The sequence below is a fragment of the Aeromicrobium sp. Leaf245 genome (assembly GCF_942548115.1).
Taxonomy (GTDB): Bacteria; Actinomycetota; Actinomycetes; order Propionibacteriales; family Nocardioidaceae; genus Aeromicrobium.
The window spans coordinates 2416706-2432439 of sequence record NZ_OW824151.1; the positions used below are offsets into that span (position 1 = coordinate 2416706).

The 15734-nt window shown below is 67.3% G+C and carries 14 protein-coding genes and 1 riboswitch; of the genes, 11 read left to right on the forward strand and 3 right to left on the reverse strand.

Annotated elements, in window-relative coordinates:
• Positions 1-15: 15 nt before the first annotated feature.
• The gene (locus tag NBW76_RS11850; protein ID WP_056554349.1) at positions 16-1224 is read right to left on the reverse strand and encodes a hypothetical protein; all 1209 of its coding nucleotides are present in this window, start codon (positions 1222-1224) and stop codon (positions 16-18) included.
• 95 nt (positions 1225-1319) lie between these two features.
• On the reverse strand, positions 1320-1817 hold the full coding sequence (locus NBW76_RS16895; RefSeq protein WP_056554346.1) for a helix-turn-helix domain-containing protein: 498 nt from the start codon (positions 1815-1817) through the stop codon (positions 1320-1322).
• A 74-nt stretch (positions 1818-1891) separates the two neighbouring features.
• Between NBW76_RS16895 and NBW76_RS11860 the strand changes: the two genes are divergently transcribed.
• The 11 genes from NBW76_RS11860 to NBW76_RS11910 all read left to right on the forward strand — a co-directional run bounded on the left by NBW76_RS11860 (position 1892) and on the right by NBW76_RS11910 (position 14969).
• Positions 1892-3181, forward strand: a complete 1290-nt coding sequence (locus NBW76_RS11860) for a VWA domain-containing protein (protein WP_162239213.1) — start codon at positions 1892-1894, stop codon at positions 3179-3181.
• A 41-nt stretch (positions 3182-3222) separates the two neighbouring features.
• Complete coding sequence (locus tag NBW76_RS11865) at positions 3223-3762, forward strand: hypothetical protein (protein ID WP_156364769.1); 540 nt, start codon at positions 3223-3225, stop codon at positions 3760-3762.
• A 52-nt stretch (positions 3763-3814) separates the two neighbouring features.
• Positions 3815-3929: riboswitch (SAM riboswitch) on the forward strand.
• Positions 3930-3959: 30 nt separating this feature from the next.
• A complete protein-coding gene (locus NBW76_RS11870) occupies positions 3960-4265 on the forward strand; it encodes a hypothetical protein (RefSeq protein WP_056554337.1) in 306 nt (101 codons plus the stop codon).
• Positions 4262-4414 (forward strand): hypothetical protein, encoded by a 153-nt coding sequence (locus NBW76_RS11875; protein WP_200932661.1) that lies wholly within the window; start codon positions 4262-4264, stop codon positions 4412-4414. Before NBW76_RS11870 ends, NBW76_RS11875 begins: the two co-directional genes overlap by 4 nt.
• A 9-nt stretch (positions 4415-4423) precedes the next feature.
• Positions 4424-5392: an N-formylglutamate amidohydrolase gene (locus tag NBW76_RS11880; RefSeq protein WP_304438620.1), complete on the forward strand. Its 969-nt coding sequence runs from the start codon at positions 4424-4426 to the stop codon at positions 5390-5392.
• A 397-nt stretch (positions 5393-5789) separates the two neighbouring features.
• Entirely contained in the window at positions 5790-8072 is a 2283-nt protein-coding gene (locus NBW76_RS11885; protein WP_056554334.1) for a UvrD-helicase domain-containing protein, read from the forward strand.
• Between the two features lie 739 nt (positions 8073-8811).
• A complete protein-coding gene (locus tag NBW76_RS11890) occupies positions 8812-10461 on the forward strand; it encodes a hypothetical protein (protein WP_156364768.1) in 1650 nt (549 codons plus the stop codon).
• Positions 10458-12506 (forward strand): Z1 domain-containing protein, encoded by a 2049-nt coding sequence (locus NBW76_RS11895; protein WP_056554328.1) that lies wholly within the window; start codon positions 10458-10460, stop codon positions 12504-12506. The genes NBW76_RS11890 and NBW76_RS11895 overlap by 4 nt, the downstream gene beginning before the upstream one ends.
• Positions 12503-13624, forward strand: a complete 1122-nt coding sequence (locus NBW76_RS11900; RefSeq protein ID WP_156364767.1) for a hypothetical protein — start codon at positions 12503-12505, stop codon at positions 13622-13624. The genes NBW76_RS11895 and NBW76_RS11900 overlap by 4 nt, the downstream gene beginning before the upstream one ends.
• Positions 13609-13911, forward strand: a complete 303-nt coding sequence (locus NBW76_RS11905) for a hypothetical protein (protein WP_056554322.1) — start codon at positions 13609-13611, stop codon at positions 13909-13911. The genes NBW76_RS11900 and NBW76_RS11905 overlap by 16 nt, the downstream gene beginning before the upstream one ends.
• The gene (locus NBW76_RS11910; protein WP_056554319.1) at positions 13908-14969 is read left to right on the forward strand and encodes a helicase associated domain-containing protein; all 1062 of its coding nucleotides are present in this window, start codon (positions 13908-13910) and stop codon (positions 14967-14969) included. The genes NBW76_RS11905 and NBW76_RS11910 overlap by 4 nt, the downstream gene beginning before the upstream one ends.
• 4 nt (positions 14970-14973) lie before the next feature.
• Here the strand turns inward: NBW76_RS11910 and NBW76_RS11915 are convergent, their stop codons facing one another.
• Complete coding sequence (locus NBW76_RS11915) at positions 14974-15714, reverse strand: HNH endonuclease (protein ID WP_082481902.1); 741 nt, start codon at positions 15712-15714, stop codon at positions 14974-14976.
• Between the last annotated feature and the right edge of the window lie 20 nt (positions 15715-15734).

Below are 15734 nucleotides of genomic sequence, written 5' to 3' on the forward strand. Positions count from 1 at the left end.
CGTGCTCGACGCGGGTCACGGCGTGTCCTCGTCGATCGCGGCCGGAACCTCGCCGCGGACGACCTCGATCGCCGTCACGACCTTGCGCCAGCGTCGCCAGTCGTTGAGGTGGACCCTCTGCATCGGCCCCTCGGCAGCTCTCGTGGCAGCCAGTGCTCTCGAGCAGGCCCGCCGCGCCTCGGCCCGCCACGCCGCCGACTGCTTCTCGTCGGTGAGAGTGACCCGCAGGACCTCGGCAAGAGCCTCGGCCTGCATGCGGCCGGCGTCGGCCGCGATCACCGACAGCAACGGGTCCGGGACGTGGTCGGCCTCGCTCAGGGTCTCAGGGAGCCGACGCTTCTTGAGACCCTCGTCGAGGTCGACGACGCGGGTGCGCAGGAACAGCAGGCGGGAGACGGCGGCGTGCAGGTGCTCGGCCACGAGTGGCGACGCATCGACCCCGATGACGGCGAAGAGAGTGTCCCGCTGGAGGAAGAAGCGCACGTGGCGATGGCGCCGGCTCAGCCGGTCGATCTCGCGGTGAGCCTTCTTGAACCGTACGCGCGTGGCGAGCACGGTGACGACCTCGACGAGATGGTGTCCACGCACCCTGACCACGACCGGGCCACCGACGCCGCGCATGCGTATCGATCCGTCGGAGCCCACCTTGAGCGGCGCCTCGACCTCCTCCTGCATGACGGCCTCGACCAGTCGCTGCAGCTCCTCGACCGTGGCCGTGTGGGCGACGCGCGGGACCACGGCCGACGGGGGTTGCTGCGGATCGTCCTGGGAGGCGGGCAGCAGGTGTGCCTCGAGCTCTCCCTGGGTCTCGACGTCGAGGAAGGCCGGGGACACGACGCCCCAGAGGTCGTGGAGGACGAAGGCGACCGCGTGGGCCAGCCGATCGACCTCTCGACGGCCGACAGCGAGGCACGGCTCCCCCGTCGGGTCGATCAGGAACCCGAGGTGGTCGAGCTGCCGCACGCCATGGCGATCTAGTCGGTACTGCGGGGGCAGGACGACGCTCCCGAAGCCCGGCTCGGCACCTGCTGCGAGCAGCTCGAGGTACAGGGTCGTCCGGTTCACGCTCACGCGCAGGGTGGGCGCCTCGGGGTCGTCCACGCCGGGGTCGAGGTGGAGCACGGCGTCCTCGGCGTCTGTCAGCCACTCCGCCAGCCGCAGCCGGAAGTCCATCCAGGCACCGTCGACCCACTGGTCGACCACCCGCTCCTCGAAGCCACTCATCGCCACCACCTCCGTCGCGTCGGACCCGCGCCGACGTTGTCGACGATAGGTGCGACCAGCGACACAATCACGATGCAGAGAGCATAGACGAGTGGTCAGGCCTCGCGCGAGTGCTCCTCCAGCATGCGCTTCAGCACGAGCTTCTGCACCTCGCCGAGAGCGTCGAGACGCTCCTCCGGCGGCAGCTCCTCGATGAGGTCGACGGCCTGGCCCACGAGGTCCTCACGGCCGGAACGAGGAGGCACTCGTCGTGGCGGTGGACCGCTGGCCATGGGCAGGTCGGACGTCGGTTCGAGGGCCGCGACCACTGGCGACTCTCCCGACAGTAGGGCGGCCTGAGCAGCCAGCGAACGCTGGAACGACGGGGAACTTATGTCGTCCGGCGGGAGCGCAGCCTCTAAGGCCATCGGCTCGATCCCGAGCGCCTCCGCCAGCTGCGCCGCGGCCTTGCGCGACGGCTTGCGCAGGCCCGTCTCCAGCTGTGACACGTAGGGGTAGGACAACCCCGACCTCTCGGCCAGCTGGGACCGCGACATGCCTTGCCGCTTGCGGAACTCCGCCAGCACTCGTCCGAACGAGGAATCCGTCGACATCTCGATGCTCCTTGCATAATCTGTCTGCAGTCTGCATTATGCTCATTGCACACCCTACCTGAGAGGAGATGATCATGAAGCTCTCGACACACCTGAGCCGCGATCGCTTCGACTGGATGCAGGACTCCCTGCGCCGTCGCGACCACGCCGTCATGCTCGTCCGCGTCGCCGGCACCCTGCCCGAGGGATACGCCGTCCGCCCCACCGACCGCGCCGCGTCGCACCTGGTGGTGGTGCTCGACCGCAGCGGTTCCATGTCCGGCGGACGTCTCGAGCACGCCAAGCGCGCGCTGGTCGACGTGGTCGGACGGCTCTCCCCCGACGACTCGTTCGGGCTCGTCACCTTCGACAACCGGGTCGAGGTGGTGGTGCCTGCCGGACCGGTCACCGACCCCGCCGCTGTCATCCGGCACATCGAAGGGGTGCGCGCCGGCGGCAGCACCGACCTCGGCGCCGGGCTGGTGCGGGGGCTGGAGGAGGCACGCCGGATCGACGTCGGTGCGGGTGTGCGGGTGCTGCTGGTCAGCGACGGCCACGCCAACGTCGGCGTCACGGACCCCGAGGCGCTCGGGGGGCGCGTCGGGGCCATGCGGGCACGCGGCATCACGACGTCCACGCTCGGCGTGGGGCTCGGGTACGACGAGACGCTGCTCTCGACCATCGCCCGGGCCGGTGCCGGCAACGAGCACTTCGCCGCCGAGGCCGACGCCGCAGCAGCAGCGATCGGCGAGGAGTGCGGGGAGCTGGCCGCCCAGCGGTTCCTGTCGGTCCGCCTCACCATCGCGGCTGCGTCCGGCATCCGCGGCCTCGACGTGGTCAACGACCTTCCCGTGGTGCCGGTGCCCGGTGGGATCCAGGTCGACCTCGGCAGCATGCGGGTCGACGAGACCCGCTCGCTCGTGGTCGAGTGCGCACCGCACCCGGCCACCCGGCCGGGGCGGCGGAAGATCGGGAAGCTTCGCGTCGACTACGTGCTCGCGGACGACCTGAGCGACCAGCACACGTCCACCACGGTGTGGACGCACGTGAGCCGGCCCGACGAGCGCGAGGCGGGCTCGGACCGCCAGGTGCTGGGCGAGTGGTACGTGCAGCGCGTGCTGCGGCGCCGGCGCAAGGCGCTGGCCCTGCTCGCCCGCGGCGAGGACGTCCGCGCGGCTCGCGAGTTCGCGAAGCTGGCGACGCTGGCGCACTCGGCGGCGGCGAAGGTGCCGGCGGCGTTCCGCGCCGAGCTGCTCCGCGAGGCCCAGGAGGCCGAGCGGATGGCCGAGCCCGAGCTGTTCCTGGCGATGGCGCCGGACGACCGGCAGTTCATCAGCAAGAACATGACGGCCGATGGTGGTCGCCGTTCCCGGAGGCGCTCGTGAGCGCCGAGCAGACCGGCCCCGAGGGGCAGGAGGAGAGCCGCATGAGGCGAAAGGTGATCGCCGTGCTCGTCACGACGCTGGTGGTGGCACTCGTGGCCACCGGAACGGTGCTGTTCGTGCAGCACCGGGCCGAGGTCGCGCGCGTCGAGGCGGCGGCGGCGAAGGAGCGGGCCTCCGAGCGTGAGCGCCGGGCCGAGATCGCCGCGGCGCAGCAGGCGCAGGAGGAGTGCGTGGCAGCCACGGCCGACTACCTCGCCGCCGTGCAGGACATCGACGCCGTGCTCGACGTCGGGGTGAACGAGGAGGACTACGGCGACCTCGTCCGCGATGCCGCACGGTCCTCTCGCCGGGTGGGTACGGTGGAGCAGCGCTGCCAGGACGGCCTGGTCGCGGCCCTCGACGAGGCGCTCGACCTCTACACGGACGCAGCCTCGGAGTGGAACGACTGCCTGTACGACGACCTCTTCACCGAGTGCGACGTCGACGGGCTCGATCTCTCCGGCGACTACTGGCAGCCCGCCACGCTGCTCGTCGAAGCCGCGACGTCGTTCGCCGACGGCACGAACGGGTCGGCGGCGTGAACGCGACGTCGGACCTCGACTTCCGTCGGCCGCGGCCGCTACGGTCGAGGCAGGTCAAGAGAGCCACCCACGCCTTCGGACAGTGGTGGCCGGCAACCGCGTCGCCCGACACGGTGCCTTCCGGAGAAGACCTGGGCTGCACCGTCCGGTGCGGTCAAGCGGGCACTCGCGGTGCCCCTGAACCCTCAGGAGGGCCCATGGACGTCGATCTCGCTGCGTACGCGCACCACCTCGACCCGGACGACCTGCGAAGGCTGTTCCACCACGGTCACTGGATCCCCGTCCTTCGGGGCATCACCCAGGCGTACGTCGAGCGCCACTACCCGGGCTGGTCGTGGAACACCCTCACGGCCGTTCTGGAAGGAGCCGGCGTCGCGCACCGCCTCGGTACGCGCAACATGCACCCGCACTACGTCCCGGACCGGTTCGTCGAGAGCGTGCACCTCAACAGCCCAGACGATCTCTGCATCGTGTGGATCGACGGGTCGGTGACGGTGCGATGAGCTTCCAGATCGTGCCCGGCGACCCCCGGTCGACCGTGATCATCCACGTGCCGCACTCCTCGCGCGAGATCCCCGTCCCCGTGTGGGCCGAGATCATCCTGGACGACGACGAGCTCGACCGCGAGCTCGACGCCATGACCGACGCCTAAACCGACCTGCTGGCCGACCACGCGGCGGACGCCTCCGATCTGCGCCCCTGGCTCTTCGTCAACCGGTTGTCGAGGCTCGTCGTCGATCCCGAGCGCTTCCCCGACGACAGGGAGGAGATGGAGGCCGTCGGCATGGGCGCCGTCTACACACGCACCAGCGATGGCGAGACGCTGCGGTACGAGACCCGCGGACTGCTCGAGACCTACTTCGACCCGTACGCCCACGCCTTCGCGCGGCTGGTCGACGACCGGCTCCACACCGTCGGGTCGGTGACGATCATCGACCTCCACTCGTTCCCGGCCGAGGCGCTCCCCTACGAGCTGCACGGGGACGGTCATCGGCCGGAGATCTGCCTCGGCACCGACCCCTTCCACACGCCCCGCGCCCTCGTCGACGAGGCACGCCGAGCCCTCTGGGCCGTGGGAGTCGACGGAGACGTCGCCGTCGACACCCCCTTCGCCGGCTGCTACGTGCCGCTGCACCTCTACGGACGTAACTCGATGGTGCAGGCCGTCATGGTCGAAGTTCGGCGTGACCTCATCACGTCCCCACCGAGGGAGCGGTACGACGACGGCATCCGCCGGGTGGCGCGTGGCCTGGCTTCGTTGATGGACCAGGCTGCGGCACTGGCACCGACGCACGAGCATGCACACGGTGATGCGCTGGCGCGTGCCGTCGGGGTGAGTGATCCGGCGCTGCTGAGCGACGCGTTCCGGATCCGCTTCGGCGGCAGGCTCGCGGCGCCGCTCCAGGTCGCCGACCGAGGCGACCACGTGGTGCTCCGCTACGCCGGCAAGACGTCGCGCCACGTCGTGGAGCGCGGAACGAGAGTCGTGTCAAACGTGAGTCGCAGTCGCGCTGACGTGATGGCGCGGGAGATTCTTGGCTTGCTTTCGGTCAGCCCGCGCAAGCCGCTCGGAGTCGTCTGCTGTCGTCCACCAGAGATCGCGCCACCACCCACGGTGCACGAGGGGTAGGTCCGCCGCTCGAAGAATCCGCGGCTCGGAACCTCGCAAATCCTGGACCGAGAAATTCTCTTTGCCTACGGGCGACGATCGCGCCGTCCTTGCCTCGCCCCCTCCACTGGTGGCTCGGCGTCGTCTAGGCCTTCGTTCGGATGGGTACGAGGGAGCTGGCGGCGACACTTTAATCTTGCTGAGGCCACCTCTGCGTCTGGTGCCATCGGTAGGTGCCAGACGGCCCACCGCAGATTCTCGCAGGTCGTGCCATCGAGCTAGTGGAGGTGCCCTCGGTCGGCCGCCTTGCGCAAGCGCCAGACAACACCAGGCCTGGACTCCCTGCTGAAACTCGAGACTTGGCCCTCTGCCCAACATAGGCTGCGAGCATCACGACGCATCACCCCGGAGGGCAGCAGTGAGCACGACGGAAGAAATCGCACTCGACCAGAAGCACTTCGATCGTGCATGGGATGCCCGCGAGCGGACGCGCGTCAACCTTGAGCACGCTCACGAGGCGGCTGGTGGCAACCAAAAGGTGGCCGTTGCGGTCAAGAAGGACGCTGCCCGGATGCTCGAGCAGCTCGGAGACAGCGACGAAGCGGTGGCGTTCGGTCGGATCGACCCGGTCGCCGACGACCCGCTCTACGTGGGACGGCACGCCATCACCGACGAGAACAAGGACATGCTCGTGGTTGGCTGGCAGGCCCCGGCGGCCGCCGTCTTCTACAAGGCGAACATCAAGGACCCGTGCGGGCTGGAACGAGTTCGGAAGTTCTCCACCGAGCTGAACGCCATCACCTTGTTCGAGGACACCGTCTTCAACGAGCTTCGCGAACGCGTCGACGACCTCACCCAGCGATTCAACCAACCCGTTGATGACGTCCTGCTCCGTGACCTGGAGGCGTCGCGCGACGGCGAGATGCGCGACATCGTCCAGACGATCCACCACAGCCAGTACGACCTGATCTCGCGACCGCTCGAGCAGCTGCTCGTCATCCAGGGCGGGCCCGGCACAGGGAAGTCCGCCGTCGCGCTCCACCGCGTCTCGTGGCTCCTGTTCGACCAGCGCGACACGCTCAAGCCGTCTGACTTCCTCGTCATCGGTCCATCCCGCACCTTTACCGCCTACATCCAGAAGGTTCTTCCCTCGCTCGGCAACGACGGCGTGGTTCACGGCGACCTGGCCTCGCTGGGACCCCTGGCCAGCTCGGATCGTGCCGAGCCGGACCACCTGGCTCGCCTCAAGGGCGAGGCGCGCATGGCTCGACTGCTGGGCCGCGGCTTGATGGGTCGCATCCGCGTTCCACCTGAGGCGCTGGTGATTGGCCGGGGAGCCGACGCTGTCACCTTCGAGCCGACCGAGCTGGGCAAGCAGCTGACTCAGGTGAAGCGGCGCGCCAAGACGTACCGCCAAGGGCGGGAGGGCCTGCGCGATTGGGTCACGGCGACTGCCAACGATCGACTCAACGACCAGCGCAACCGGTTGGCTCGCGCTCGAGTGAGCATCCCTCCCTCGCAGATCGACGGCATCGTCGAACGCATGTGGCCGTCGTTGACCGCCGCGTCCTTCCTCCAAGACCTCTTCGGCTCACAGCAACGCCTCGTCGACGCTGCCGGCGCCGACTTCACCGCCGCGGAGGTGAAGGACCTGTACCGACCTGCTTCGGAGAGGATCGCCTCAGAGCAGTGGACAGCGAGCGACGTCGCACTGCTTGACGAAGCGGAGTCGCAGCTGGGCGGAAGGACCACCAAGCACGCCCACGTCGTCGTGGACGAGGCCCAGGACCTTTCTCCCATGCAGCTTCGATCGATCCGCCGACGCTCGACGAGTGGGTCCTTCACGATCGTCGGAGACGTGGCGCAGTCGACCGGTCCCTGGGCCCGAGACTCGTGGGACGACATCGTTGCCGCGCTGGAGATGAGCCATGAGGCACACCTCGAGGAGCTCGAGTTCGGGTACCGCGTTCCACGGGAGCACTTCGAGCTGGCGGCGCGGCTCCTCCCCACAGCTGCCCCTGGGCTGCGCGCGCCGAGCGTGATCAGGAGCGCCCCGGCCGCACCGGAGCTGATCAGGGTGGACGACGAGGATCTCGTCGGCCGCGCGATCGAGGTGGCGCAGGGCTACGCCGGCAGAGGCCTATCCGTCGGCATCATCAGCGCCACACAATTCCGTGACCACGTCGTCGATGAGCTGCAGAGACGAGACGTTCGATTCACGGACGCGCGCCAGGGTGCGCTCGGCCGAAGCATCAACGTCCTGACTGCCGAAGAATCCAAAGGACTGGAGTTCGATGCCACCGTCGTCGTCCAACCGGCCGGCATCGTGGACGGCACCAAGGTCGGCGAGCGTCGTCTGTACATCGCTCTGACGCGAACCACCGGTTTCATGAGCCTGGTCATGTCCCTGCCAGTGCCTGCTCTGGGGGTCCATGGAGAAGCGCTGCCCGAGTCGGGTCCGCTTGTGCTCGAAGGGCCGGACGACTCTCAGGCCGAGACCGGCGAGGAGACCTTCAGCGAGGACTCCGCCCCCAGCTCCACGGCGCTGGCACCGGCGGCGTCCGCGAAGGCCAAGGGTGGTCGAGTCGTGGCGCTCATGGCCGACGACTTGGCGGCGGAGATCAGGTCGGGCCTGCTGCCCGAGCTGTGGCCAGCGTTCATCGAGGCCCTCGCTGAGCGACTGCAGAAGGACCTGAATTGACGTGACCGACGCGGCGACGACCACCGGACGGTCCCCGGCCTGGACACGCGACGAGCTGATTCTTGCACTCGCCTTCTTCGTGCAGCGGGGTGGGACCCGTGGCCTCAACGCTCAGAGTGCCGGCGTCCCCGAGCTGAGCGCCTCGATCCGAGCTCTTCCCATCTTCCCAAGGGCGGTGCGCGAAGGACCCGCCTTCCGCAGCCCATCGAGCGTGAGCCTGAAGCTTCACAACCTCGCAGCGGTTGAGCCCCATAATGTGCAGGGTGGCTTGGCTCACGTCGGCCGTGGTGACCGTTGGGTCTGGGAGCGCTGGGGTTCTGATCCTCAAGCACTCTGGGATGTCGCTGGCCTCGTTCGATACCTCGCACAAGACGGTTCTCGCCACCTCGAAGAGGCCGTTGCGGGTGAGGAGGACTGTGGCAGCGGCCGGCTCGCGCACCGCCACGCCACGCACCAGGCGTCCGTGGCCCTGGCCGCAACACACACCACGTCGGCACGATGTGCTTCATGCGGAAGTACCACGGCCGCTGCGGGTCTCAGCGTCCCCGGGTACGAGAGTCGGGCCGCCCTGCGGGAACCAGTGCTCGTGAAGTACCTGCGATGCCTCTCCTGCGCAGGCGCTGAGCGAGACGTATCTGGCACTAGAGGCCAGGAGCCGACGAGGACGCGGCCTGACGGCCCAGCGACGCTACGAGAAAAGCTCGTCACTGCGACAGGCCGGCTGTCCGGGCCGTTCGACGTGCCCTCGCTGATGTCCGCAACCCCACTCGCTCTCTGGGGATCCGAACGGCTCACGACCATCCGGAGCGCCCTGGATGACTTGGCGGACGACCCGAGCTCACCGATCGTCAAGACCGGTCCAGGACGGTACGTGCATGTTGCGGACACCGTCTCGACGACGCGCGAACCTGCTGCAGAGTCGATCAAACCGCTGACGGGAGGCACCAACGACCGTCGCGACTCAGGGCTTGGGCCTGCACGCGACTGGATCGTCAGGACGGCCCATGGCAGCAAGCACCCGTTCGACTTCCCGACGCTGTGCCGTTGGGCCGACGACGACGCGGCCGCTCGCCACCTCGCGGTGCCCCTGCTTCGTGACGCGCTCATGAGTGTCGCCGCGGACGAGTCGTCTCCCGTTGAGCGAGTCAGACGTGGCTTCTACGCGCACAAAGATCGGATGCCCGCCACACCCAGGTCGAGCGCCACCCCGACGGATGTCCTGGTCGACTGGGTGAAGGAGAACGGCACTGCACTCTTCACGTGGCGAGATCTCAAGCGGTGGGCCATAGCCGTGGATGTCAACCACGACCTCGTCGCGCTGAAGCAGACCCTCTTCTCGAGGGCCGCCACCACCGCGCACGTCGACGACCATCTTCCATGGTTTGAGCACCACGGCTCGTCCTACTTTCGTCTGTCTCGGACGGACACCGGACAGCCGACGCCACCTGCGGGCGGGGAGCATCTGTCGCGCATCGCGTCAACGACGCATCCTGTCGTCCGGGACAGCAGGCGCCGTCAAGGGGGCGGCACTGACCGCGCAAGGATCAAGGCTCTCCGCGCCTCGGGCCTGACCCTGCAGCAGATCGCGACGGACCAGGGCGTCACACGCGAACGGATCCGTCAGATCCTTCTACAGGAGTCGTTCACACCTGAGGACTTCCGCGTTGCGCGCGCCGCCGTCCAGCAAGCGGAGCGCCAGGCCACGCTTCTTCGAGCGATCGAGGCGCTCCGCGCCAATCCCGGTATCGGCGTCAGTGCATTCGCGGAGCGGGTCGGAGTGCCTGCCGCTGAAGTCTCGAAGATCCTTCCGCCTGACCTTCGCCGTCTCCTCATCTCCTCGCGAGACGGCACCGCCTACGAGCGCCTGTCCGACGAGCAAGCCATCGCCGCGATCGCGGAGGCAGGAACGTACGAATACCCCTTGACCGGAAAGATGTACACAGAACTGCTCCGAGCCGGACTCGTCGACGGTCTCAGCATCCCTCGCATCCACCAGCGCTTCGGTTCATGGAGAGATGCCTGTGAGCGAGCCGGCGTGGAGGCCGGAGCGACCTCGCGGGCGGAGTACGCACGGAGGTGGAGCGCCGAGGACATGGCGGAGACCATGGCCGACTTCCTCGCCGCGACCGGTGGATCAGTATCGGTCACCGCCTTCGACGACTGGGCGACGGCCCTTCCTGACGTGCCGAGTGCGCAGACGGTCCGCAACTGCTTCGGGGGGTGGAACGAGGCGAAGATTGCCGGACTATCCGTTCTTGCCGGTCGGGACGAGTACTGGCGTCTGCTCGCAGCCCGACTTGCGCCCACGCCGGGAAGCAGCACAGAAACGTCGGATGATGCTGGCAGCATAATTGTCGACACGGTTGCGGACGAAGGGGTTGACCGATGAGCGAGCGCGAAAAGCTGGACGAGGCCATGGCTGTTCAGATGGACCTTGCCACGCGACAGCTCGTGTGGGACGCATGCGACGACATCCTCCAGCACGGCCCGCTCGCAGAGAGCGAGGCCCGCTCTGCGACCGGCTTGGCGCTCGGCTACGTCCAGAGCGGCAAGACCACCACCATCACCGCCCTGATCGCAGCCGCGGCCGACGAGGGCTACCGCGTCATCGTGGCTCTGCTCGGCAGCACCAACCTGCTTCTCGACCAGAACTCTCGCCGCATCGAGTCTGCCCTCACCGCAGACTCCCGGGCGTACCGGTGGGTCTTCATGCAGAACGTGAAGGAGCGCAAGGCCCACGAGGTCGATGAATGGCTCGACCGAGGACGCGTCGTCGTCCTCACACTGCTGAAGCACGCTGGTCACGTCAACAATCTTGCTGCCGTCCTTCGAGCGTGCGAGGCGAAGAACCAGCCCGTGCTGATCATCGACGACGAAGCCGACCAGGCGTCTCTCAACACCAGCGTCAGTGACAACCAGCTCAGCAAGACCTACGCGAGCCTGACCAACCTTCGCGGCTCGGTCGACGAGCACCTCTACGTGCAGTTCACGGCTACCCCCTACGCACCACTCCTGCTCGACCTCGACGACCACCTCAAGCCGGAGTTCGTCACCCTGCTGCACCCAGGACCCGGGTACACCGGCGGTCGCGAGTTCTTCGTGGACGAGGCCGAGAAGGTCATCCGCATCGTGCCAGCCGGGGACGAGCAGTCCGCGAGCAAGCCCCCCGTGGAGATGCCCGGAAGCTTGGAGACGGCCTTGGCGAACTTCGTCGTCGGCGCAGGAATGTTGCTCGGTCTTCCCGGCGAAGCCGCGCCCGTCAGCATGCTCATCCACTCGACGCAGAGCAACAAGATCCAGCAGGTGTACAAGTTCTTGGTCGACAGGCAGCTCCGGAAATGGCGAGAGGACACGAGTGGCGCCGAGACGATCGCTGCACTGCCGAAGGTGCTGCGCGACGAGCACGCCCACCTGGTCAGCCTCGGCGCCGCGTCTCCTCCTGAACACCTCTTTCTCCAGTACATGAAGGAAGCCCTCCGTGAGGCGACCACGTGGCTCATCAACTCCGCCAGCGACCTGAAGTCCGTCCGTTGGAACCTGACACCGGTGCACATCCTGGTCGGCGGCAACAAGCTCGACCGCGGGTTCACGGTCGAGGGACTGACTGTGACCTACATGAACCGTCCAGCGTCCGAGCAGGTCGACACGCTTGAGCAGCGCTCCCGAGCGTTCGGATATCGGCGCAAGCTGCTTCCCTACTGCCAGTTCTTCTCGACTGCTCGTACGCTCGAGGTCCTCCGCGGGATCGTCTACACGGAGTACGACCTCCGGGCGACCCTCGAGGATGCCCTGGGCGCCGGCAGGAGCGTCCACGAGTGGTCGACCGAGATCGGACTTAGGCTGCCCCCCGGCACTCGTCCCAGCCGTCCGTCGGTGCTGGGAGCCCTCAACAAGTTCTCTCCGCCGAGCGACGGCTGGCTCAGCCTCCGGCAACCCTCGAGAGACGAGGCTGACATCGGGTCCAACGCCTCCCTCGTCGAGGGAATTGGTCTGCTCGACGCAGACCGCCTCTCGTACGGAGCGCTGTCGTTCCGGACGGTGCAGGTGCCTGTCGAGCAACTGCTCGAGGAAGTCCTGGAGCCCTGGCTGCTCAAGTCCTACAGCGCCGGTTGGCGGCACCAGGACATCCTCGACTACCTGATGCGACACCTTCGCCCTGACGACCTCGTCCCGGTCATCCTGATGGACGACCAGGAGGGTGGGTCGCGCACCCGTCGTTGGACCGAGCTCGGCTTCGTCAACCTCTTCCAGGGTCGAAGCGCCGACGGCACCCCGCCCGCCCGGTTCTACGGTGGCGACCGCACCGTGGTCGGTCCAGCGAACGACCACCCCTACGCGCTCCAGGTCCACTTCGTGACTCCACGCGGGTCTGACCAAGCACTCCACACCCTCGCTGTCCACATGGGCACCCAACAGATCGTGAGAAAGCGATGACCGAGCCCGTCGCCACCAGCAGCCGGCGTCTAGGAAGACCCACCTCCATCCGGATCGCAGATCTCCGTCTCGATCCCGAGAACCCGAGGCTTCCGTCCGACCGGCATGGGGCACCACAGGAGGACCTGGCCGTCCACCTGGCCATGAACTACGACGCCGATGCAGTGGCGGAGTCGATCGCGACCCACGGGTACTTCTCGTCCGAGCCCCTGATCGCCATCACGAACCCCGCCGAACCCGGCACCTACATCGTGGTTGAAGGGAACCGGCGGCTGACTGCGTTGTTGGGACTCACCCAGGCACAGATCCGCGCCAACTTTCCTGACCCGGGCCACTGGGACGACCTCTCCAGCCGGGCCGAGGTGCGTTCCGATGACGAGGTGCCGGTGGTGGTGGCGGAGGACCGCACCAGCATGGTCCCCATCATCGGCTTCCGGCACATCTCGGGAATCCTCTCCTGGAAGCCGTACGCCCAGGCACGCTACGTCGCGAAGTTGATCGACAACGACGGCATGAGCGTCGGGGAGGTCGGCAAGATGATCGGCATCGAGGCAGGTCGAGCGGGCAATCTGTATCGCGAACAAGCCATCGCGAAGCAGGCAGCGGATATGGGGATCGAGACAGGACCCCTCGAGGAGGCGTTCTCGCTGCTCACCGTCGCCATGAGCAACACCAAGCTCCGTGGGCACGTGGGGGCTCCCCTGGGTTCGCGCATGAAGAAGGGACAGGCGCCGATCGCTCCTGAGAGAGAGCCGGAACTTCGGGAGCTCCTCACCTGGGTCTTCGGGGACGGGAAGACGCCGCCGCTGATCAAGGACTCGCGCGAGGTCTCGAAGCTGGGCGCGGTGGTCGGCAACCCGATTGGCAAGGCCGCCATCAGGGACGGCGACAGTCTTGAGGTGGCGCAGCAGAGAATCGATGACGCGAGCCTGGACACCCACCTCCGCCTCACGAGGCGACTCACCACTGCTCGCAACGCACTCCAGGCGGCGGAGGAGGACATCGCGTCACACCCAGACAGCACAGAGGTCGTCGAGCTCCTCCAGGAGGTCCGCGACGCCTACGACGCCCTCACCAGCGCCCAGGCCGACGAGGAAGACGGATGGCTCAAGAGCTGAAGGTCGACATCGTCTGGGAGATCGCCGCGATGATCGGCATCGAGGCGCCGCACATGTCGACCGGCTCCACCGAACCACGTGAGATCTTCGACGCGATCGACCAGGCCCTCGGGCTCGGCCTCCAACGCGAGCGTCGCCTGACCAAGCCGCAGATGGCGCGTGGGATTGTCGAGGCGGCCGGCTTCGAGTGGAGCTCGAGCGACGAGTCGCGCGGTGGCACCGTGACCCTCGATGGGCTGCGCCGTGTTCGCGGCGCGGTACTGCTGCTAACCGGGTCCACGACATGAGCGAGCAGCAGTCCTGGCATGGCGCTTCTTGGGAGGTGGGACATCAGCACCTTGCCCAGTGGGTCGAGGCGAACGGCTCTGCCGAGGTACCCGTCGATCACGTGTGCGAGGACTCCTTTCGTCTTGGACGTTGGGTCAACACGCAGCGGTTGGCGCGTCGCGCTGGTCGCCTTAGCGCGGAACGGACGGCGCTCCTCGACGATCTCGGACTGGTTTGGGATCCTGCAGCACGCAAGCAGCGGCTGATCTTCGAGGCCTTCTCGACCTACGTCGAGGCCCACGGTCACGGCGACGTGCCGTCCTCCTACAAGACGGAGACGGGCGTTGCGCTGGGTTCGTGGGTTCGTCGGCAGCGATCCTTGCTGACCGACGGCGCCTGCGCTCCGGACGTGGAAGAGCTGTTCCACAACCTCGGCGTCAACATCCAAGGCCTTCGCGGGAGAGAACGAGGAGCGATGCTCCAAGCCTTGGAGCGTTTTTCTGGCCATCACGGACACAGCCGCGTCCCCGCCAACTTCACGTCGTCTGACGGTCTCGAGCTCGGGCGGTGGATCGCCGCGCAGCGCTCGAACGTCCGTGCGGAGCGCGCCTCGAGGGAAGTCATCGAGGCGTTCGAGCGCCTAGGCGTCGACATCGAGGTGGTCGCAGGTGACGAGGTCTGGGATGAGCACTACGAGGAGTTGTTGTCCTATCGCCGCCAGCACGGCAACGTCGAGGTCGAGGCATCGTTCGTGTCAAGGAAAGGTGTCCGACTAGGACAGTGGATCGGGGTGCAACGCTCCCGATACCACCGCGGCAGCCTTCGACCTGACCGATCCAAGCGACTTGAAGATGTGGGCTTTGACTGGGGGATGCAACGAGGTCCGTCGCGCACGTGGTTCGAAGCAGACATCATCGCGGCACTCCAAGAGGCCGCAACCTTGGTCTTTCCCCTCAGGCCTGCCGCCTACCAGGAGCTTGTCACCTCCGGCGCACTCACCGGGCCCAACCGAAGCTCGGTGATCAGCCGGTTTGGAACGTGGGAAGCCGCGTGCGCCGCCGCCGGCGTCGAGGCCTGAGCGGCTAGCTGCCAAGTGCCCACTTCGACACGTGCTGCTCCAGCAGCGCTCCATCCGGTCGTTGCGGTCTGCTCGCGGGCACATGTGCCAGCTGTCCGGCGAATCGTGAGTACTCGCTCGACGAAAGTGATGGGTGCATTACGACGAAGTAGTCCTCAGTGATCCCAATGCGCCCAAGGTCGAACAGGGTGTGAACGTCCGCTCGCAGCAGCAAGCCGTTCTGCACGACGGCAGCGCCCCCGTCGGCGAAAGGTCGGATGTGTGCGGCCTCCAGGACAGAGACCGTCTCTGAACCGGTCACCGCACACCTCCCCGCGTACGCCTCCAAAAGGGCAGCTCGAAACTTCGGCTGGCCACGCCTAAGCCGGATGCTCCTCGTGACCCAGTTGCCGTGGTCATCGTCGTACAGCGAGTCCTCGGTAGCGATGCTGGCTGCGAGCTTCGCGTGCGGCGAAGCTCGCAGTGCAGCCAGTAGGTCTTCGTAGGCTTCCTTCCTGACGTTTGCGCCGCCCTTGCTGGCTGTGTGCTCGGAGCTGTGCCGTGCCGGCTCCCACGCGACGCCAACCGACGCAAGCAGGTTTTGCATGTGTTCGACCTTGCCGACGCGATGGGGTACATCGAGTGCCTCCCCCACCACGACGTGCCATGCAGCGTTCACCGTGTCCCCGTTCGACACCCAGCCATCTTCGGGATTCTCGATGCCGAGAACGCGAGCGATGACTCCCGGCAGCTCCGCCTTCTTCATCCGACTAGCATCTCATCGAC